Genomic DNA, 20,953 nt, shown 5'->3' with positions numbered 1-20,953 from the left:
CTATTCCAATGAGGTATCTTCTGTCGATGGCCCTATAGTGTGAGGTCTCTAGAATTGGAAAATTCGGTTAATTTGGAACGCATCCGTGCTGAGTATAATGTAAAGCACTGGAGCCAAGGTTTTTATGGAATTGATGATAACGGCGAGGTGTATGTTTCACCGAGCGAAACCGATCATCAAGTTCCGCTTAGTCAGATCGTAAAACAGTTAGAGCAGCGAAATATTGGTTTGCCTGCTCTTGTGCGTTTTCCTCAAATAGTGCATCAACGTGTGCACAATATCTGTAACGCATTTAACCAAGCGATCGACGAATATCAGTACGACAACCGTTACCTGCTTGTTTACCCGATTAAAGTTAACCAACAGAAAGAAGTGGTTGATGAGATCTTAGCGAGCCAAGCTCAATTAGAGCAAAAGCAGCTAGGCCTAGAAGCAGGTAGCAAGCCTGAACTATTAGCGGTATTGGCGTTGGCTCAAAAAGCGAGTTCAGTGATCGTTTGTAACGGTTACAAAGACAGAGAATACATCCGTCTTGCGCTTATTGGCGAAAAGCTAGGCCACAAAGTTTTTATCGTTCTAGAAAAGCTGTCAGAGCTTGATCTTGTTCTTTCTGAAGCGAAAGCGCTTGGCGTCAAACCTCGTTTAGGTCTGCGTATTCGTCTTGCTTCTCAAGGCGCAGGTAAATGGCAAGCAAGTGGTGGCGAGAAGTCGAAGTTTGGCTTGTCTGCATCACAAGTGCTTACCGTTATTGAACGTTTAAAAGCAGAAGACCAACTCGATGTTCTAGAGTTAGTACATTTCCATCTTGGCTCACAAATGGCCAATATTCGTGATGTGCGAAATGGTGTGAGTGAAGCGGCTCGTTTTTACTGTGAACTGCGCGATATCGGTGCTCAATTGAAGTACTTAGATGTGGGTGGCGGTTTGGCGGTTGATTACGACGGCACACGCAGTCAGTCTTCAAACTCAATGAACTACGGCTTGCTTGAGTACGCTCGTAACATCGTGATGACAGTAGGGGATATCTGTAAGCTCTACAATCAGCCACAACCTGTGATTATTTCGGAGTCTGGTCGGTCACTGACTGCGCACCATGCTGTGCTGATCACCAACGTGATTGGTACTGAAAGCTATTCTCCGGAAGATATGGCTGCGCCTGAAGCTGACGCCCCAATGTTGCTAAACAACATGTGGAAGAACTTCTTAGAGCTAGACGCGGGCAATGATGACCGAGCGTTGATTGAGATCTACAACGATACCCAGAGTGATATCGCAGAAGCGCACAACCAATTTGCAACAGGTATGCTGAATCTTCAGCACCGTGCTTGGGCAGAGCAGATGTCTTTGCGTATTAACTACGAACTTAGCTCTCGTATGAACACTAAGAACCGTTATCACCGCCCTATTTTGGATGAGCTGAGCGAGCGTTTAGCCGACAAGTTCTTCGTGAACTTCTCGCTGTTCCAGTCTTTGCCAGATGCTTGGGGTATCGATCAGGTGTTCCCTGTATTGCCACTTAGCGGTTTAGATAATGCGGACGAGCGACGTGCTGTTGTGTTGGATATCACATGTGATTCTGACGGTACGATCGATCAGTACGTTGACGGTCAAGGTATTGAAACAACGTTGCCAGTGCCTGCGTGGAATCCAGATGAACCATACTTGATGGGCTTCTTCCTAGTAGGGGCTTACCAAGAAATCTTGGGTGATATGCATAACCTATTTGGTGACACGCACAGTGTAGTGGTGAATGTTGATGAGAGCGGAGAAGCGAATATTGACTACATCAACGAAGGTGACACAGTAGAAGACATGATGCGTTACGTTCACATTGATATGGACCTAATTCGTCAGAACTACAAAGAATTGGTAACGGCTAAAGTACCAGCGCAAGAGCAGAAAAGTGTACTTGAAGAGTTAGAGCAAGGCTTGATGGGTTACACCTATCTTGAGGATTTTTAATGAACGATCTATTTACGAAACCAGATTATTCGCTGTACTCCAATGCGATGACGTTTATGCGTCGTCCACTGGTGCAAAACCCAATCGACAACGATGCTGATGTGGTTGTGTTAGGTGCGCCGCTAGATATGGCGACATCTGGTCGTCCGGGTGCGCGCATGGGACCTGATGCGATTCGTCGTGCGTCAGTAAACTTGGCGTGGGAAGGCAAAAAGTTTCCTTGGGACTTCAATGTATTTGAACATACCTCGGTGATTGATGCTGGCGACCTTGTATTTGATTGCGGTGATGCTGAAGATCTGACTCAACGTTTAGAAGCGGCGGCTGATGCGATTTTAAACAGTGGTAAAACGCTGTTAGGTTTAGGTGGCGACCACTTCATCACTTTGCCTTTACTAAGAGCATACGGCAAGAAGTACGGTGAAATGGCATTGATCCACTTCGATGCACACACAGATACTTATAGCCATGGCAGCCGTTACGATCACGGCACCATGTTCTATCATGCACCAAACGAAGGGCTTATCTCTCCGAAACACTCGGTGCAGATCGGTATTCGTACTGAGTATAAGCAGGAAGGTCATGGCTTCAACGTTATTAATGCGATGCAAGCCAATGACATGAGCGTCGATGAGATCATTGCTCAAGTGAAAGGGATTGTTGGTGATAAGCCAGTGTATCTGACGTTCGATATCGATTGTCTAGATCCTGCGTTTGCTCCGGGTACTGGCACGCCAGTATGTGGTGGTTTGAACTCAGACAAAGTTCTGAAAATCATCCGTGGTTTGCAGGGTATCAACATGGTTGGTATGGACGTTGTAGAAGTGTCTCCCGCGTATGACCAAAGCGAAATTACGGCATTGGCTGGAGCTACGATTGCTCTTGAGCTGCTCTATGTTTGGACGGCGAATCGCCTAGCTAAATCATAATATGTCGTTGTTAAAAGCATAACGTTGCTTGCTGATTTAAAAGGTTCATCGCGGATTCGCGGGAACTAAAAACAAAAAACGGTAGTAAGTGATATGGTTGAGTCGCCAAACAAAAATCATACACAAACTACCGTTCCCTTGCCGAATCACATTTTCCTATCTTCATTCTGGGAAGGCTTTCAACTAGTAAAGTCTCACCAGACAGCATCACTTATTACCCTGACTCTTAAACCTAACTCTGAGGCTAAATGCCTTTGTGGTCTTGAAGCCGAAGCTATCCATGAGTATTAACGGCGTCATGTGAAGAGGCCATGTTGCTCGGTGTTCCTGTTGAACTTTCCGTTCAAACACGAAGGGTTAAATGTCGTGATTGCGGTATAAAAACAGAGGCAACTTAAATGCACGACAAGATAGCCATCTTACTGAAATATTGAATATCAATAAGGACTTGATGACCACTTATATACTCGGAGCACAACTCAAAGAGCTTTGGTATTGTGAATCAGAAAGGCACGCTAAGGGACTTTGGGAGGCGTGGTATGAACAGGTCCAAGAGAGTGGAATTAAGCCATTGAAAGAGTTCGCACGAAAACTGAGGCTTTATCTTCACGGTATTATCGCATCGGCAAGTTATCCGTTAAACAGTTGTACACTTGAAGGGCTAAATAACAAGATAAAGTTAATCAAACGAATGGAGTGTGGATATCGAGATACAGACTATTTCTTCTTGAAGATAAAAGCGGCTTCCTCGGAAAGCCGCGATGAACCTTTTTTATTGTTCTCTCCTTTGGTTTAAGCCGCTACAATCGCTAGCAGCAGCAGCAACAATAGCTCATGCCATGAGAGACAATTAGTATGAAGATCGCACCATACTCAAGCGGACGTTTTAAAAACTACCTAGAACACAAAAGCTCAGATTTTAAAGCTCTCATCTACCAACACCAAGTTAGCTCGCGTTATTTTAATAAGAATGATGAAATCTTGCGCCAAGGTGAACAGCTTCAGCATCTCTATGTTGTGCCTGCTGGGAAAGTCTCTATGAGCATCTCTGCGGCTAATGGGCGACGCTTTCAACTAGGAGAGGTGAATTGCGACTATCATATCTTTGGCGAGATGGAGTTCTTCACTCAAACGCCTTGCCAATGGAATGTAGTGGCAGATGAACACATGCAGGTTGATGTTATTTGTATCCAGAAACTATCAGAAGCGCTACATGAAAATCCGGAGATGATGTTCTTTTTCGCCTCGGCACTGGCCGAAGATTACCAAGACTCGATGGGTATTTACACCAATCGCCTTTTACACTCAATTACCTATAACATTGCCTACGATTTGTTGGTGCAAAGCCAGACCAATACCGTGTTAGGCGGCTTCGATAAAGTGAATCAAGAAGCAGAACGTTTCGGCACATCGAGCAGAGTATACCGAAGGGCAGTCAAAGACTTACTCGATAAAGGCTTCATCAAGAAAGGGCAACAAGGGTTGGAAATTATCGACCAGCAAGCACTTCAAGCCTTTATTGATTCGTATGAGTGAAACTCAAAGGCCCCGTGATTGCGAGGCCTAGTGATCTATTCAACAGAATTAAATCAGCTAGCTTTTGCTAGTTGAATTGGTGGCATGTCAGCACCGTGGGTGTGCTGACTGATTATGTTCTGCAGGTCTTGCTCGTACTGATCTAACCAAGCATAGCGCTCGCGATATAGTTTGCGTTTCTGGCGTTTAAGCGCCTCAAGATCTTTCCTTGTTGAGTGGATAGGTAGAGCGTAAAAACATTTGTCATGTTGTTGTCCGTCATGCTCTTCCCACAAGCAATTATACTTGAGGCTTATCTCTTTCCCTTTCTTCCCATATCGTAATGAGTTCGAGACATGTCCAGACTCGTTGACCGCGTAGATGTGATTAATTCCCAGACTGGTCGCCATCAATCGAAGGGTTTCTACCATGAAGGATTTGGGTCTCAAACCATAAAATGCTTTTGTGAATGTGCGGCTGAAGCCATTGTCGTTTGCACCGCCTTGAACGCCACCAATGTAGATATCATCGTTAAAAACAGAGAATGATATGGTGTACATTTTGTTCAACATGGAATCAGTAAGGGAGAGAGTGAGTTCGCCTTCTTTTCTCGCATTTCTTTCAAAACTCAGGTTTAGCAAGTAGGTTTGCTCGTCGATCTCAAGCTCTAAAAGGTTAAGTCTTTCGTTATAAATTTGATGGCGCGCTTCTGTCGTGAACTTGTCTTCAAACCAATCATAATGCTTTGATAATATTTCGATTTTTTCTTTTTTACTGAAGTCAGTACACAAGTAAGGGGTGACAAACTTAGATAGGAAATTTGGCTGCTTTTTGAATAAGAGTTTTCTCTCGACTGAGCTGAAGTTCTCACTCATTTTTTTAGTATCTGAATAATAAAACAGTGCACGAACAGCGAACTTAACTATCGCCTTGTACTTTCCTTTATTCTTATGGACATTAGCATCAATTCCCATGCGAACTACATTCATAATCACCTCAACAAAGAAGCACAGCACGTACACATCAGTGTCGCGATTACTTCCTTTATTCTCATAAACAACAAGGGAAATGATGATAATGAAAAGTGTCATGTGGGTATGTATGGGTATGTATAGCAATGTAACTGAATCAGTTACTTAGTGGTCATAACTTGTGCGTTTGTCTCTATTAATCGTGAAGGGGGTCATGTGGGAGAGGGGTATTTGTTGTAGGCGCTGGCCCTTAAACAAACAATGCCACTACAGGTCTGCAGTGGCATTTGAACGATAACAATCTATAACTCTAACAGTTTGGCCAATTCACGCTGTTCCATAAGCTCTTCGATACGTTGACGAGTTTTGGGCGTTTCGGCTTGTGCTTTAGTAGACTTGCCAGCTTTTTTACTGCGACTGGTTTTCGCTTTTTCTTTTGGCTTAGTCATCGTAACTTTCCTTGTTGTATTGCGGTGTTAAAGGTTGCATGCCTCTTTTAAAGCTTTACCTGCTTTAAAGGCTGGCGTTTTTGATGCTGAAATTTGAATCTCTTCTCCAGTTCGTGGGTTACGACCAGTGCGTGCAGCACGAGTGTTCACTTTAAAACTGCCAAATCCAAGGATGGACACATCATCGCCGTTAGCAAGCGTAGTAGAGATGCCTTCAACGAGAGCATTTAACGCTGTGCCCGCTTGGTCTTTTGAGATGTCTGCAGAAGTCGCGATGTGTTCAACTAATTGAGATTTGTTCATAATCTATATTCCTTATTGAGTACGGCTGGCGTCTACCTTTAGCACCTAGCTGATACGATCTTATCAATAGCAATTGAGATAATGTCAGTGATTGGGTAGGGCTTTGTAAAGTAACCAACAAAATCGACTATAAAAGCATCTGTCGGTTCAATCAATGGAATTCGTTGATTATTATGGATTTAAAGTGAGTTACTTGAGCCAATCTAAGAAAACTGACCTCGAATTATAAATGTGATTCATTTGATCGATCAAAGATGAAATTCCATCGATCGACCAACGAGAGAGTAAAACGAAAAAGCCCAGCGAATGTGCTGAGCTTTTGGTGTGTGTTTCCAAGGACGTTCGGTAAGAGCTACTTAGTAATAAAAATCTGTTCTGTTTCCAATGACGTCATAGTACGAACTTGGCGCCAGATGTAGTAGAAAATACCTAACATCATCAGCATGCTTGGGATTGCGATTGCTGGGTAGCTGTAAAGTGTCAGCTTACCAAGTTCTTCATTAAAGGCTGCTGTGCCAGCTGGGCTTGTCACAATCCAAGTTGCTAAGAAGTAGTTCATCGCTGAAGAGAAGGCGAACGTACTAGCGAACATGTAGTTTGATGTCATTAGGCAACGATCAAACTTAGCTTGATGGCCAAACTGTCTTAAACGCTCTTCAATAAGAGAGATGTTTAATAGTGCAGGAGTGAAGATAACCTTTTGGATGAACGGGTAGCGAGTGAACGTAGAGCCAAGTACTGCCAGGCCAATCAAACCTGGAATTAATGCTTCTTTTAGCGCTAACCAACGAGTGTCTAACTCGAAGAAGCCAATACCACCCGTCAATAACACACTCACAAAGCCAAGTGCTGCGATGAAGTTAAACTTCTTGTTGCGGATCAACTCCATACCACCGTAAGCGATAGGAAAAGCGAGTGCGACCAGCAGAGCTAAACCGGTTCCTAGATGTTCCTCTCCACTAAACTTCATTAAGATGAATGAAGGAAGAAAGACGTTAAAAACGATTTCGAAAAGAGGGCTAGATTTTTTGTTTTCTGTGTTACTCATAATTTCTAAATACATTATGTTATGGATTTATTCTCAGGGATTGTTGTTTACCTCGCCCAAGATGTAAAGCCTTAAGGCATCATGCTGTGTAACGACATGTGACACCAACGACATCTTTTGGAGTGTAAGGACTTCAATTCTCAAGAATAAATACGTTAAATACTTTACGCTCTGCGTTTCTTGAAGGCTTGCCAACCTGCACTGAAAATCGTTTTAACCACGACTCCAAGAGCACTTAATCTAGGGTCGGTGTTTTTTCCTGCGGCCATTCGCCACATTTGATGTTCGTACCAAACCAATCCAACCACCGCGATTCTATCTAATGAAGGTTTCCCTGTGGTAGGCACGGTTAGTGGCATTCCGTATTCTGGGTTTTCAATTAACTTATTGGGGAAGTCAGGATCAACCGCCATGGTTCTCGCTATACCGATAAAGTCAGTCGCGGATGTGTTTAATGCGTCATTCATTGCTTGTGCGGTTCTAAAGCCACCAGTGACCACGAGAGGCGTGCTGACCAGCTTCCTCGCCTTAACCATGTAATCCATAAAGTAGGCTTCACGTTTGAGTGTGCTTGCCTTTATTGGTTCACCTTTGTTCTTAGATCCCATCATCGACGGACTCTCGTAAGTGCCGCCTGATATTTCGATTAAGTCGATTCCGTCTTCGCTCAATGCTTTTACAACTTGCATTGACTCCTCTTCCGTGAAGCCACCTTTCATAAAGTCGGCACTGTTAAGCTTGATACCAACAGAGAAATCATCGCCCACTTCTTTTCGGATACCACGATACACTTCGAGTACGAATCGAAGTCTGTTTTCCAATGATCCGCCCCATTTATCGTCGCGTTGGTTGTGTCTTGCCGACAAAAATTGGCTGACAAGGTAACCATGAGCGCCATGGATTTGTACACCAGTAAAGCCAGCTTGTTTGGCGAGCTTAGCACTCAGGATGAACTTATTAATAACGTCATGGATCTCGTTATCATTGAGTGCTCTTGGAGTGTTGAAGCCTTTCTCTAATCCTCGACCTAATGATATGGCTGAGGGAGCGACGGGTTCATTGCATAAGAACTTAGGGATCTGTTTGCCTGGGTGATTAAGCTGCATCCATATTTGTGATCCGTTTTGCTTTCCGGCGTTAGCCCATTGGCGAAAAACGGTTAAGTCACTTTGCTCATCCAAAACGACGTTTTTCGGTTCACCGAGTGCATTCCTATCGACCATTACGTTACCAGTCATCGACAAGCCAATTCCACCGTTCGCCCAGCGTTGATAGAGGTTAACTAAACCGATTGTCGGGTTGTGGTGTTTGTCGCCAAGTTGTTCGCTCATCGCTGATTTAAACAGGCGATTCTTAATCACTTGGCCATTGATTAGGGTGAAAGGTTCATTGAGGGTAATAGAGTTCATACGGTTTTGGCGGCTATGGGCTTTTTTTATGAGAGCTCTAGTATGACCTATTTGGTCGTTCGTTCCGAGCAATTCGGCTTTGTTGAACCCTGTTCTGCCTTTGTTTGGGACTTTATAAGCATTAAGAATGACGGGGTATTCTCCGCTTAAGCTCTCACCTTAATAGGAAAGGGAGAGCTTAGAGGGAGTCAGAAAGAGATGATAAAACCATTACTTGTCGAAGAGTAGATTGAAGCTTAGCGGAACCTTGTCGGAAATCGCTAGCCCTCCAACGGTTGCAGAAAGCTTGTTGAGATTTTCCGTCGAAATTCCAAAATCAGCGCCATTGACGATGATGGTTGATGTTGAATTGACCATGACAAAACCTTCAGACGGAACAACTATAACCGGGAAGTCGATGGTTTTGGTAACGCCATGCAAGGTGACTTCGGCAGCGATGGTCGTATTTTGCGGGTCGCCAGATAGCATTGCAGGGTCAACCTTTCCGGAGATCTTCACTTCAGGGAAAGTCATCGATTCAAAGTAGAGCTCATTGAGTCGCTGGTCGCGAATCGAGACTCCGGTACTGACGCTCTTCAAGTCTAACAATATGGAAAACTGACCCTCTTCTGTCAGCCCTCCGGATAAAGGCTTTATCGACGCGGGCTCCACTACAAACTGCTTCTTAATGGTTGCGAATGTAACGTTCGATAACCTTGGATCTAACGTGTAACCCGTTTCTGCAAAAGATGTCGCAGAAATGAGGATACAAAACAGACCGAGCGTTGGTATTAGTTTTTTCATAAGTGGTCACCACATTGATGAATTTACAGGTTTAACGTTATGGAGCCGTTCGCTTAAAGAACTTCTTTGGCACATCTTTTAGAGCACATCTTTTGGAAAACAAAGATAGATAAAAGCTTAGTCTAGCATTCGTCAAATTACCTCAGGAAGGTAGAGCATCGCCATATTATTGGAACCATGATCGGCTAAGTTACTTGTGTATTTTTAGTTATGTTATAACATAACTAAAAATAATTCTTACTGCGAATAGCGATCATAGTGCTAAGAGGGACACGATGAGCATGTATCAAGGAGATGACGTAATGAATGCCGTGTTAACGAAGCCTTTGACAACCAATAGCAATCAGCCACTTAACATTAGCTCCGCGGCGAGTATCAAGGATCAGGCGAGTCACAAGCCATGCTTTAGTGCTTCTGAGCAGCCAACGGTACTGGCAGATATCTATCAAAGCGATATCAATATTGCGATTTGGCGGCGTACATTTGATGCTGACTTAACAGGTGCGATCAGTGAGTTTATCGCTTCTAACCCAAACTTTAGTAAGTCTATTAGCGTGTCTCTATACAACGCTTATGAGAAATTAGAGTTTGCGACCGACGGAACGGCCTCTAAAGCGCTATTAGAAAATATGGCAGAGTTGGTGGATATGTTCTGTTGTTTATTTGAGCTTGAAGAAGTAGGGCTGCGTCTAGCGGTTCTGAATAAGTCGATGTGTCCCCGTTTTCATTTTGACCAAGTACCTTGCCGCTTAGTAACGACTTATCACGGTATCGCGACTCAATGGTTGCCAAACTACGCGGTTGACCGTTCGAAGCTAGGACGAGGGGCCAATGGACAGCCAGATTCTGCTTCAGGCTTATATACTCATGAATCTGACATTCAACAAATGGCGAGTGGTGATGTGGCGTTATTAAAAGGGGGGAGTTGGAGTGGCAATGAAAATGCGGGTCTTGTGCATCGTTCCCCCGTAACTTCATCTGACGAGACACGATTGTTGCTGACGTTAGATTTCGGCTAATAAGCTTTTATGAGATGAGATGAGATGAGATGAGATGAGATGAGATGAGATGAGCAAGCGGCTTAAATGCAGATTGCTCTCACTCATTTAAGCGAAGACGCGGATACGGTGTCCGTCTGGGTCAACCGCGAGGAAGTTGATGCCGTAAACGGATTCTTCTGGCGCTTGCTCAAACTGGATATCTTTTTCTTTCCAGGCTTTATAGAGGTTTTCCAGTGTATCCTTATTAGCAACAGGCATAGAGAGCTCAGTACCGCCACCCTTAATGGTACTTGCTGGTGTTAGAACATCAGACTGTTTGAGTGTGATTTTAACGTTGTCTGCAAAGTCTAAGGCCGCAAAGGTCGGTGATAGAAGCTTTGGCTCGCAATCAAATGCTTTTGCATAAAAGTCCATGCTGCGATGAATGTCTGCGACATAAAGAACAAATGAATCAATGGTAAACATAATAGCTCCTAGGCTAGTCAATTTGATTTGCGGTATTGGTGTTGAGTTAACCCAGCTTTGTCTTCGGGCAACTTGATTTCCATCGAGTTAGCTTGGGTTGAGAGAAATATAGCGCGTGCCAGTGACAGTTTTTGTCAGTAGCGAATCACTTTATCTGCAATGCCTTCTATGTTCTGCCAATCTTTGATCAAGTCATGACGCGGACGTTGATACTTTTCCTCAAGCATTTTCCATTCAGTAATTCTATCTAACCTGAAATTACGATAAGCATTTCGCGCTTCACACCAAGCGACCAAAACATAGTGTTGTTCGAATAAGCCAATCAACATTGGCCAAACGATTCTTGAACTCACATTAGCTTTTGCGTCTGTGTAATGAATATCAGTTTTGTTCTGCTGCTTAATTGCTAGCTTAATATCTGACAGTTCGATGGCTAACTCTGCAACCTCAATGATTGAAGCAACACGCACAATGTCTTCACTGCGTTTGGCCTGGTGGTCAGCAGGTAACACCGCAGAAATCTTGGCAATGGCATTTCTAGCCGATTCACTGAATTCCCCATTGGCTTGCTTGGCTACCCATTCAGCGCCAAGCCGTAACGCTTCCAATTCTTCCGTTGAAAACATCATCGGTGGGAGAGTGAAGGTGGGTTTCAATTGATAACCCACACCAGCTTCACCATCAATTTCAGCACCTTGTGCTTGCAGTGTCACGATATCGCGATAAATGGTGCGAGTACTCACATTGAGCTCAATAGCCAAGTAGTCAGCGGAAACTGGGTATTTATGACAGCGCAATAATTGGAGCAGGTCGAAGAGGCGTTGGCTTCGGGACATAGAAAAACTCTAATGACATAACGAGTTGTAAGGTTAATGCATTGGTAATGTGGACGCTATTTGGATTGTTACAAATGAAGCAAAAGGCTCGGCATTTTTGTGAGGGCTTTGACGGCGCAACTTAACGTATATCATTCTTTCGATTGTGAATTGATCTGGATCTGCTATTGGTTCACATATATCGATAATACAATGAGTTAGCCCGTTCTATTATTTATTTTAATGTGTAAAATATATTGGGCTTGCTACCGCATGGGAACGGTTCTGTTACCCACGGTTATTTATACAAAAATTATAGGTTTTCTATGTTCAAGAAACTTTCGCTTAAGAATAAGCTGGCGATCTCTGCCAGTATGGCCATTATCCTGGGGGGGATTTTAGTCGAGGCATTGTCGTTTCGTGCTTCACTGCAAAGGTTGGATACTGAAGTTGAACAGCGCTTAGAGGGCGCATCGGCTTCTTACAATCAATATGTATCGGATTGGATCTTATCCAAAGAGCGCGCGCTCACTTCTCTTTCGCAAGAATCCAAACAAGAAAGCTTGGTGACTCACCTAAAACAGGTTCGTGATTCTGCCTCTTTTGATAATGTCTTCTTGGCATTCCCTGATGGTTCGCAAAAGAACGCTAACGGAGTGGTACTGCCACCGGGTAATGATGATCCGCGTCTATGGGGTTGGTACACCAATGCGGTTGCGAACCCAAGTAAAGTGTTCATGGACAACCCAACGGTTGCTGCTGCAACGGGTGCTAACGTTGTGTCGTTGGGTACCGCAATGCAATTGCACGGTCAGCAGGTTGTTTTGGGTGCAGATGTAGAAATTACCGACATCCTTAATAGCCTTGAAAAGGTGATCCTTCCGGGCGAAGGTTACATGTTCATAGCGACCAATAAAGGCACGGTTTACACGCACGCAGATACTAAGCTACTGAACAAGAATATCAGCTCGCTTGGGTTGAATTTCTCCGACGTACAAAAAGCGTTGGTGAGCGGTAAAGACACTTCGATCGATTTGAACGGCAGTGACTATGTTCTGTATGCGCGTGCGATTGATGGAACAAACCTGATTACCATCAGCGTTGTTAATCATGACTCCTTGGTAGCGCCACTATTTGATGCAGTGATTGGTCAAGTGTTGGTGACATTACTTGTGGTAATCGTATGTACCATATTGTTTAACCTGCTGTGTACGATTCTATTCCGTCCGTTGAACCACGTATCTCAAGCATTGGCGCAAATCGCCAATGGTAGTGGTGATTTAACTCAACGTATTCATGTCGAAAACCAAGATGAAGTAGGTGAATTGGCTCATAACTTCAATACCTTTGTGGGTAGCTTACAGCAGTTGATTGGTCATATTCGTGGGCAGTCAGAACAGTTAAACAGCCAGTCAGAGCAAAGTGCTCAACGCGCGAACCGTTCTGTGGATGAACTTAACCATCAGCAGCAAGAAATCACCATGGTGGCAACGGCTGTAACGGAAATGGCCTGCGCAACTCAAGAGATTGCATCGCATGCAGAGCAAACAGCAAAAGCTGCACAAGACTCAGCGACAAGCACTAATAGCGGTCATGCTCTGGTTGTCGACACTAAAGGCTCAATTAATAACTTGGCCAATGAAGTGAACGAAGCGGGCAACGTGATTAGCGAACTTAACAAGCACGCTCAAGAGATCTCGACCGTATTGGCGACAATCCAAGGCATTGCAGAGCAAACTAACTTACTTGCTTTGAATGCGGCGATTGAAGCGGCTCGTGCAGGTGAACAAGGTCGTGGTTTTGCTGTGGTAGCAGATGAAGTACGTGTGCTTTCACAACGCACTCACTCTTCAACGGAAGAGATCAAATCAACGATTGATATTCTACAGCGCACAACGACCCAAGCCGTTGAGCTTATGGAGAGTAGCTCTAAACTGGCAATACACTCAGTAGAAGATGCAGACAGAGCTTCGCACGCGCTTGAGGAGATCAATACCGCGGTTGCTTTGATCAGTGACATGGCGACTCAAATCGCGACTGCCGCTGAAGAGCAAACGCACGTGACGGGTGAAATTACCCAGAACATTACGACCATTAAAGATGTCACTGACCACCTAGTTGTGGGCGCTCAGGACAGCTTAACTGAGTCGAATGAACTTAAGAGCCAAGCCGCTGGTTTAAGTGACAAAGTGGCCACTTTTAAGCTTGCTTAATTGTCTCACTCTCTGATGCCTGATCAGTGAATGAACAGTAAGCAATAAGCCAAAGCGACGTAGATTACGTCGCTTTTTTTATACCTGAAGAGCGTTCTTTGTTAGCTGGCTTCTGAAAACTCTCTAAGCGCACTCATTGCTTCGCCTGCTTTGTCTTTTTGAACGAAGATATGGTCATGGTAATAGCCGGCAATCACGTTGGCGCTAATGCCGTGTGAGCCTAGCTTTTTGGCAAAAGCTGCGGTTAGTCCTACTGCTTCTAGGCTCGAGTGTACCGACAAAGTAATTAGGCTAAATACACCCTCGAAATTTAACTGCGCTTGAGTTGCAGCTTCTTCTGTTAGCACCAAGGTTAAGCCTTCTTTTTCACGAAAAGTCGCTATTGGGTCTAGTTGAACATAATCTGTCAACGCCCCGTCGACAGTACAAAAAACATAATTGCCTTCAATGAGCTCAGGTGACATCGATTTTAGAAGAACGTCTAAATCGGTAATGGCAGGCATAATCTTTTCCCTATTAGAATTAACGCACTTGTTGGTGCGGATTGGATAATCTAACCACGATAGGGTTGAGTGACAGATAAGTAAAATGAATAATCCTTATTCCACATCAGCTTTGTTAATGACAAGGCCTACCTACCAACTTGTCGATTGTTCCATCTCGTTAGATAGGTGGTCGATAAAGGATCTTAACAGCGGTGTGATTTGTTTACGCGTTCCATAAGCCGCGTGCACGCCCAGCGTTTTGGGTTTCCACTCAGAGAGCAGAGGAACCAATAACCCGTTTTCAATTAAGTCTTCCACTGAAGGGAAGGGCAGTAAGCAGATACCGTTGCCTTTGAGTGTTGCAGAAAGCAGAACTTCAGATGTATTCGCACTGATGTTCCCTTTAATCGGTACTGATTCTAGTCCATTCGGGCCATTAAATGTCCATGCGGTTTTACCAAAGTAACTGAACGACAAACAGTTGTGGTGCGCTAGCTCTTGCGCATCTTTGGGTGTGCCTTTCTCTTTTAGATATTGAGGCGACGCGCAAATCACCGAGCGACATTCACCTAGCTGTTTAGCGACAATATTGGGTGTCAGCTCGTTGGTAATGCGAATTGCTAAATCAATACGCGATTCAACAAGATTAACCGTTTGATCGGTAGAAACGATATCAATTGTTACCTCTGGCCACTTGGCTATGAAGCGGCTGATCACGTCCATCAAGAAACTGTCGATAATGGAATAACTCGCGGTAATACGAAGTTGGCCTTTTAAGTGCTCGCGGCTTTGATTTCTGATACCGGCTAACGATGCTTCAAGGGCAAGTAACTCCCTTGCTACTTCAAGCGTCTCTTTTCCTGCGCTAGTTAAGCTCAAGCTTCGAGTGGTTCTATGAAGCAAGCGTGTATCCATCCAGCTTTCTAGTTCCCCCAAATAGCGAGTGACTTTGGTTCGAGAGAGCTCAAGGTGTTCGGCTGCTGCACTTAAACTGCCACGCTCAACGATGGTGACAAAGACATTCATTGCCTCAAGTTTATCCATTGTTCTTATTACCCAAATAATTTTTGAATCTGATCGCTAACAGAAAATCAGTATATGTCCGAAAATCGCAACAGTGAAAGTTAATTTGATGTCTATTTCATCTAAATCCAATTAAATAAGATGTTTGCACACTCAATGAGTTGGCAGGCGTTCAGCTCTTAATAACGGAATAAAGCTATGAAAAAGTTATCTAAAATCCTTTTATCAAGAACCGCGCTTTTAGGAACAATGAGTTTAGGTGCCATGCTAGCAGCATCGAGTGTTGTCTCTGCTGCTGAGCTAAACATCACTCATTACAATCCGGGTGAAAATGCGATATTCCCAGCAACCTCTGTGCTGGTTTCAGGAGAGAAAGAAGTGATTCTGTTTGATGCGCAATTTAGCGTCGCAGATGGAAAGAATCTGGTGGAGCAAATCAAAGCTACAGGTAAAGAGTTGTCGATGGTTTACATCAGCAGTGGCGACCCTGATTTCTACTTCGGATTGGAACCAATTGTTGCGGCATTTCCTAACGTTGAGGTCGTTGCCAGTGAAGCGATCGTTGCTCATATAAAGCGTACCAAAGATGCAAAACTAGAATACTGGGGCCCAATCTTAGAAGACAATGCGCCGTCTAAAGTAATTGTCCCAACCGTTCTTAACGACACCAGGCTGGACATTGAAGGTGAAACCATCGAAGTGAGAGAAATCAACACACACCAAGCTTATCTCTGGGTTCCGTCTGAGAAAACTGTGTTTGGTGGAGTGTCGGTTTATAGTGGCGTACATGTATGGATGGCAGATACTGCATCAAAAGAGATTCGTAGCCAGTGGTCACAATCTTTAGAACGCATGAAAGCTCTTGAGCCTGAGGTGGTCATTCCAGGGCACTACTTAGGTGAGATGCCAACAGGTACTGATGGCGTTCAATTTACATTGGATTACGTTGCGGACATCGAAGATGCGCTGGTAAGTGCAAGTAAGCCAACGTCTGTTGATATCAGTGATTACATGAAGAAAGCATACCCACAATTTAAGGCGACGGAAGGTGACCTAGAGTTGGGTGCAAAAGTGTTAAGCGGTGAGATGGAGTGGCACTAAGTTCATTATCTCGGTTGTATCTCAGAAAAACCTGAAGATTGTGTGCTAGATTTATTGGTGATACACAACTGGAGATATCGATGATCTGGCTTTCAGTGAAAGTACTACAGATTGGACTTGTCTATGGATACAGGAAGTATCAAAAAACGAAAAGAGCGCCTATTTAGGGGCTCTTTTTTTGATGTTGTACCGTCCTAAATATGGTTGACACATTTCCAACATGAAATTGGAGAGTGTCATGAAAACAACAAGTAGACGTACTCAACGAGATTATTCTCTTGCCTTTAAATTGGCAGTCGTAAGCCAAGTTGAAAAAGGCGAAATGACTTATAAGCAAGCTCAAGAACGTTATGGGATCCAAGGTCGCTCTACCGTTTTAGTTTGGCTTCGCAAACATGGTCAACTAGATTGGTCTAAAGGAATAGAACAATCGAGAGCGTTAGGAGCGACTATGTCAAACTCTTCCTCAACTCAAACCCCAGAGCAACGAATCAAAGAACTCGAGCAGCAATTAGAAGAAACTCAGCTCAAAGCTCAGTTCTTTGAAGCGGTTGTAAAAGTCATGGATCGAGATTTCGGAGTCCGAATTTCAAAGAAGCGCAAGGCCGAGTTATTAAGGAAAAAACGGTCAGAAAGTTGACCGTCACTAAAGCTTGTCACTTCATAGGTATTACACGACAAGCTTTCTACAAGCGCTGTGTTGCAGAAATTCATCAGACAAAGAAAGATGAATCCGTACTCGGTTTTGTGAAGGAGCAAAGGATGATGCACCCTCGTATAGGGACTCGTAAGATCAAGTATTTACTTGCTCAAAACGATATTGAAATCGGGCGAGACCGCTTATTCTCTCTGCTGAGAATGAATCGATTATTAGTACAGAATCGAAGGGCTTACCATCGAACCACAAACAGTAATCATCGCTTTTACTGCCATCCAAATCGAATCAAAGAAGGCTTAATACCGGAAGGTCCAGAGCAATTATGGGTTGCCGATATTACTTATCTAGCAACGCGGCGTGGTAGTACTTATCTCAGTTTAGTGACGGACGCTTACTCAAGAAAAATCGTGGGCTATCACATAAGTGATGATATGAAAGCTCGCACGGTCAAGCAGGCCTTTTTAAACGCGTTGAAAGAGCGGAAGAATACAGGTGAGCTTGTCCATCACTCAGATCGAGGTGTTCAGTACTGCTCTGTTGAATACCAAGAGTTGCATCGACAGTATGATGTATCTTGCTCAATGACTGATGGCTATGACTGTTATCAGAATGCGTTGGCAGAGAGGATCAACGGAATACTGAAGATGGAGTATCTGTTGAATAAGCCTAATGATTTAGATGAAGCAAAGAAAATGGTCGCTGAATCAGTAAAAATCTATAATGAATATAGGCCTCACACAGCTCTAAAATACAAAACGCCCGATGAAGTACATCGAGCGTTTTAGTCAATCAAGTGTCAACCCATATCAGGACGGGTCATGTATTAGAAGCGCGTGGAAAGAAAACTCATCATTGTCCGGTTTAATAGTCAGTATCTAAATTGACTCTGAAATGTCACATCATCAATAAGCGAATTTATGTTGAAAATCGAACTCATTACCCCTCACATCGGTGCTCGTATCCATGGAGTCGATCTCGCCACATGCAGTGCGACTGAACTCGATGAGGTTTATCAGGCGCTTGTTACCCATCAAGTAATTTTTCTGGATGATCAAACCCTTTCGCCAGAGCAGCTCTTGATGATTGCAGAGCGATTTGGACAACTCGAACCTGCGCATCCGTTTTTTCCTCGCGTCGAGCATGTACCTCAGGTGAGCGTGATAGAATCAATGCGTGGCAATGCTCCGATGGAAAGCTATTGGCATACCGATTTAACCTGGCGCAAATTGCCATCGAAAGCTTCTTTGTTGCATGCCCAACATATTCCAAGCGTAGGCGGGGACACGATTTGGTGTTCGATGACTGCTGTGTTTGATTCGTTAGATGAAGGCATGAAAGCAAAGCTGAGGGGCTTATCGGCGACCCATTCGCTGGTGGCGTTTGAAGGCATAGAGTCAGACCAAATTGAACTTGATTGGCACAAGTCGTTAATCAAAACAGCTCGGGAAAATCCGCCAGTGGTTCACTCTGTTGTTCAAGTCCATCCTGAAACGGGTAAAGAGACGCTCTATATCAATGGACAGTTTACTCGTTATATCAATGAGCTTAACCGACAAGAGAGCGATACTTTACTCAGTCAGCTGTTTGAAATAGCGCGCCGCCCTGAGTTTCAAGTCCGTTTTAAATGGGACAAAGGATCAATGGCTATATGGGACAACAGGGTAACGCAGCATTACGCGGTAATTGATTACGGTGATACCCCAAGAAAAATGCACCGAGTCACAGTGACCTAGCTTTCGACAATTTAGACCAAGTCGAAGGCAAGTAAATATTTTGACTCATAGGTTAATGTGATTTATTTTTAGCGCTAATGTTCAGCTCACTACAAATATAAGGAGGATTTTTATGAAAGTGTGTGAATTTAACTTTGCGCATATTTTTTGGTACGACCAAAACTCAAGTTTTAACACTATCGTGCTGCGATAACCAAAACTTGAGCGAAGCATTTAAAACTAAACTTCAATAGAGTTTCTTCACTCTAGTTTACTTGGTTGTTGTCAGCGAATGACGACAGCGCATTCGTGCGCTTGAAACTTGAGTAAACAAATGACTACATTAATATCTACATCATCCATTTCTTACGATTTAGCATCATGCCGCTTATTTGATGGGCTTTCTTTCACCATTAAAAAGGGTGACCGTATTGGCCTAATTGGCAGCAATGGGTGTGGGAAAAGCACCTTACTACGTTTATTAAACAAAGACTTACCTGATTCTATCGGCAGTGTGTCTTTCGCCTCTTATGCTGAAGTCGCACTTATTGAGCAACATCTGCCTAAACGCCTGTTGAGCATGTCGATGCTTGATGCCGTCATCGATAACCTTCCATCTGAGCTCCAACTCTCTGAGCAATGGAGTGCTCAAATTATCTTGTCTAACTTAGGCTTTGCAGAAAGCTATTGGGACCAGTCGATTGATACCTTAAGTGGTGGTCAATACGCACGAGTCTTGGTGGCAAGAGCCTTAATTGTCGAACCTGATGTTCTACTGCTTGATGAACCGAGCAACCACTTAGATTTGCCAACCTTGCTTTGGTTAGAGCAATTCCTGATGGATTGGAAAGGCACCTTTGTCATGGTTTCGCATGACCAAAGGTTACTCGACCATGTGACCAATTGTACTTGGGTGTTACGTGACAAAAAACTGCAAAACTTCAGCCAGACCTGCACTGAAGCAAGAGAGGCTTTAGAAGAGAAAGACCGAGCTGATGCTGAAAGGCAAGAGGTGGAGCAAAAGGAGATTAACCGCATTGAAAAGAGTGCGCAGCGGTTAGCTATTTGGGGTAGGGATTTCGATAACGAAGGCTTAGCGCGTAAAGCCAAAAGTATGGAGAAACGCGCCGCTGGTTTGCGAACGACCATGACGCGTTTGGATACGATTGAACCATGGACGCTAAGTCTCTCTGGTGAGTCGATGAAAGCTAACCGCTTACTTGAATTAGTATCGGTGCCAGTAGCTGCCACGCAAGACCAAGCGCCATTGTTTGAAGTTCTGTTTCAGCAGGTAAAGAGCGGCGATCGAGTTGCTATTTTAGGTAAGAACGGAGCGGGTAAGTCTTCATTGTTGAAAGTGCTATGGGCAAGCTATCAAGCCTCTCAACTTGAAGGTAATGGTTACTTTCATCCGCAAGCCGAAGTGGGTTATTACGACCAAAGCTTGAACCAATTGTGCGATAAGCACTCGTTGATAGATTCGCTGTACCCGTTTTATCCTGTGTCGCAGGAAGCGAGAAAAATGGCGCTGATCAGTGCTGGTTTTTCTTATGAAAGACACGACCAAAAGATCGCTGAACTAAGCGGTGGCGAGCGTTCTCGTTTACTGTTTGTCGGGCTATCTTTGGCTAAGTACCACTTCCTGTTATTGGATGAACCAACGAACCACCTTGATATTGAAGGTAAGGAAGAGTTAGCACATTGCTTAACTCATTTTGAAGGAGGGCTGTTGTTGGTCAGCCATGATCGAGAACTCATCGAGAGTTCATGTAATCGATTCTGGTATATCAATGATGGACAGCTTGTGGAAATGACTTACTTAGATGCGGTTTATGAGGCCATGTCTATCGGCAATCAGGTCGTTAGCTTAGAGGCGAGTGAGGCACCACCAAGCTCGGTGTTGTTATCAAAATCCGAGTCTAGTGAAAATCATCGCCCAGAAACGACTCAACACGATGAAGAGTTGCTTTTGGAACGATTGTTGGAGTTGGAAGAGTTACTGGCACAAGATCAGTCTCGAAAAGCAAAACATCAGAAGCCAGATCTTCAACATAAATGGCAGCAAGAAATTGTAAGCATCAATACGAAATTGGAGCTTAGTTAGTTGTAAA

19 protein-coding genes and 1 pseudogene are annotated in these 20,953 nt (G+C 44.0%); 10 read left to right on the top strand and 10 right to left on the bottom strand.

Annotation, left to right across the window (positions count from 1 at the left end; all coding sequences use genetic code 11):
• The first annotated feature begins 72 nt into the window (after nucleotides 1-72).
• From speA to IHV80_RS09535, 4 genes and pseudogenes are all read left to right on the top strand, one after another.
• On the top strand, nucleotides 73-1,962 hold the full coding sequence (gene speA, locus IHV80_RS09550) for an arginine decarboxylase (protein WP_192890757.1): 1,890 nt from the start codon (nucleotides 73-75) through the stop codon (nucleotides 1,960-1,962).
• Nucleotides 1,962-2,891 (top strand): agmatinase, encoded by a 930-nt coding sequence (speB, locus tag IHV80_RS09545; RefSeq protein WP_192888871.1) that lies wholly within the window; start codon nucleotides 1,962-1,964, stop codon nucleotides 2,889-2,891. The genes speA and speB overlap by 1 nt, the downstream gene beginning before the upstream one ends.
• 138 nt (nucleotides 2,892-3,029) lie before the next feature.
• A pseudogene (locus IHV80_RS25505) lies at nucleotides 3,030-3,656 on the top strand (ISL3 family transposase).
• Nucleotides 3,657-3,746: 90 nt separating this feature from the next.
• Nucleotides 3,747-4,427, top strand: a complete 681-nt coding sequence (locus IHV80_RS09535; RefSeq protein ID WP_192888870.1) for a Crp/Fnr family transcriptional regulator — start codon at nucleotides 3,747-3,749, stop codon at nucleotides 4,425-4,427.
• Between the two features lie 53 nt (nucleotides 4,428-4,480).
• Here the strand turns inward: IHV80_RS09535 and IHV80_RS09530 are convergent, their stop codons facing one another.
• From IHV80_RS09530 to IHV80_RS09505, 6 genes are all read right to left on the bottom strand, one after another.
• On the bottom strand, nucleotides 4,481-5,395 hold the full coding sequence (locus tag IHV80_RS09530; RefSeq protein ID WP_192890756.1) for a VirK/YbjX family protein: 915 nt from the start codon (nucleotides 5,393-5,395) through the stop codon (nucleotides 4,481-4,483).
• Nucleotides 5,396-5,679: 284 nt separating this feature from the next.
• The gene (locus tag IHV80_RS09525) at nucleotides 5,680-5,826 is read right to left on the bottom strand and encodes a hypothetical protein (protein WP_192888869.1); all 147 of its coding nucleotides are present in this window, start codon (nucleotides 5,824-5,826) and stop codon (nucleotides 5,680-5,682) included.
• A 27-nt stretch (nucleotides 5,827-5,853) separates the two neighbouring features.
• The gene (locus IHV80_RS09520) at nucleotides 5,854-6,129 is read right to left on the bottom strand and encodes an HU family DNA-binding protein (protein ID WP_192888868.1); all 276 of its coding nucleotides are present in this window, start codon (nucleotides 6,127-6,129) and stop codon (nucleotides 5,854-5,856) included.
• A gap of 352 nt (nucleotides 6,130-6,481) precedes the next feature.
• Nucleotides 6,482-7,177 (bottom strand): VC0807 family protein, encoded by a 696-nt coding sequence (locus IHV80_RS09515; RefSeq protein ID WP_192888867.1) that lies wholly within the window; start codon nucleotides 7,175-7,177, stop codon nucleotides 6,482-6,484.
• Nucleotides 7,178-7,341: 164 nt separating this feature from the next.
• Nucleotides 7,342-8,586, bottom strand: a complete 1,245-nt coding sequence (locus tag IHV80_RS09510; protein WP_192888866.1) for an NADH:flavin oxidoreductase/NADH oxidase family protein — start codon at nucleotides 8,584-8,586, stop codon at nucleotides 7,342-7,344.
• Between the two features lie 210 nt (nucleotides 8,587-8,796).
• Nucleotides 8,797-9,369: a YceI family protein gene (locus tag IHV80_RS09505; RefSeq protein ID WP_192888865.1), complete on the bottom strand. Its 573-nt coding sequence runs from the start codon at nucleotides 9,367-9,369 to the stop codon at nucleotides 8,797-8,799.
• A gap of 302 nt (nucleotides 9,370-9,671) precedes the next feature.
• Here IHV80_RS09505 and IHV80_RS09500 point away from each other — a divergent pair, with 302 nt between their 5' ends.
• Nucleotides 9,672-10,388: a DUF1826 domain-containing protein gene (locus tag IHV80_RS09500; RefSeq protein WP_192890755.1), complete on the top strand. Its 717-nt coding sequence runs from the start codon at nucleotides 9,672-9,674 to the stop codon at nucleotides 10,386-10,388.
• Nucleotides 10,389-10,475: 87 nt separating this feature from the next.
• Here the strand turns inward: IHV80_RS09500 and IHV80_RS09495 are convergent, their stop codons facing one another.
• Nucleotides 10,476-10,835, bottom strand: coding sequence for a VOC family protein (locus tag IHV80_RS09495; protein ID WP_192888864.1), 360 nt, complete (start codon nucleotides 10,833-10,835; stop codon nucleotides 10,476-10,478).
• A 134-nt stretch (nucleotides 10,836-10,969) separates the two neighbouring features.
• Nucleotides 10,970-11,671 (bottom strand): helix-turn-helix transcriptional regulator, encoded by a 702-nt coding sequence (locus tag IHV80_RS09490; protein ID WP_192888863.1) that lies wholly within the window; start codon nucleotides 11,669-11,671, stop codon nucleotides 10,970-10,972.
• Between the two features lie 305 nt (nucleotides 11,672-11,976).
• On the opposite strand from IHV80_RS09490, the gene IHV80_RS09485 reads away from it, so the two are divergent.
• Nucleotides 11,977-13,863 carry a methyl-accepting chemotaxis protein gene (locus IHV80_RS09485; protein ID WP_192888862.1) on the top strand — a complete coding sequence of 629 codons (1,887 nt, stop codon included), beginning with the start codon at nucleotides 11,977-11,979 and terminating at the stop codon, nucleotides 13,861-13,863.
• A gap of 101 nt (nucleotides 13,864-13,964) precedes the next feature.
• On the opposite strand, the gene IHV80_RS09480 is transcribed toward IHV80_RS09485, so the two are convergent.
• Both IHV80_RS09480 and IHV80_RS09475 read right to left on the bottom strand, forming a co-directional pair.
• Nucleotides 13,965-14,366 (bottom strand): ACT domain-containing protein, encoded by a 402-nt coding sequence (locus IHV80_RS09480; RefSeq protein ID WP_192888861.1) that lies wholly within the window; start codon nucleotides 14,364-14,366, stop codon nucleotides 13,965-13,967.
• 132 nt (nucleotides 14,367-14,498) lie between these two features.
• A complete protein-coding gene (locus tag IHV80_RS09475; RefSeq protein WP_192888860.1) occupies nucleotides 14,499-15,392 on the bottom strand; it encodes a LysR family transcriptional regulator in 894 nt (297 codons plus the stop codon).
• Nucleotides 15,393-15,569: 177 nt separating this feature from the next.
• Here IHV80_RS09475 and IHV80_RS09470 point away from each other — a divergent pair, with 177 nt between their 5' ends.
• The 4 genes from IHV80_RS09470 to IHV80_RS09455 all read left to right on the top strand — a co-directional run bounded on the left by IHV80_RS09470 (nucleotide 15,570) and on the right by IHV80_RS09455 (nucleotide 20,946).
• Nucleotides 15,570-16,472 carry a Vmh family MBL fold metallo-hydrolase gene (locus tag IHV80_RS09470; protein WP_192888859.1) on the top strand — a complete coding sequence of 301 codons (903 nt, stop codon included), beginning with the start codon at nucleotides 15,570-15,572 and terminating at the stop codon, nucleotides 16,470-16,472.
• 238 nt (nucleotides 16,473-16,710) lie between these two features.
• Nucleotides 16,711-17,915 (top strand): IS3 family transposase gene (locus tag IHV80_RS09465; RefSeq protein WP_192888858.1). Its coding sequence is split into 2 segments (ribosomal slippage): nucleotides 16,711-17,098 and nucleotides 17,098-17,915, totalling 1,206 coding nucleotides; the frame shifts between segments, so codons are not numbered across the junction.
• A 132-nt stretch (nucleotides 17,916-18,047) separates the two neighbouring features.
• Nucleotides 18,048-18,863: a TauD/TfdA dioxygenase family protein gene (locus tag IHV80_RS09460; protein WP_192888857.1), complete on the top strand. Its 816-nt coding sequence runs from the start codon at nucleotides 18,048-18,050 to the stop codon at nucleotides 18,861-18,863.
• Nucleotides 18,864-19,176: 313 nt separating this feature from the next.
• Complete coding sequence (locus IHV80_RS09455; protein WP_192888856.1) at nucleotides 19,177-20,946, top strand: ABC-F family ATP-binding cassette domain-containing protein; 1,770 nt, start codon at nucleotides 19,177-19,179, stop codon at nucleotides 20,944-20,946.
• Nucleotides 20,947-20,953 lie beyond the last annotated feature (7 nt).

The organism is Vibrio bathopelagicus (genome assembly GCF_014879975.1).
Taxonomy (GTDB): domain Bacteria; phylum Pseudomonadota; class Gammaproteobacteria; order Enterobacterales; family Vibrionaceae; genus Vibrio; species Vibrio bathopelagicus.
The sequence above is the reverse complement of the archived record's forward strand: the minus strand, read 5'-3'. Positions and strand labels throughout refer to the sequence as shown.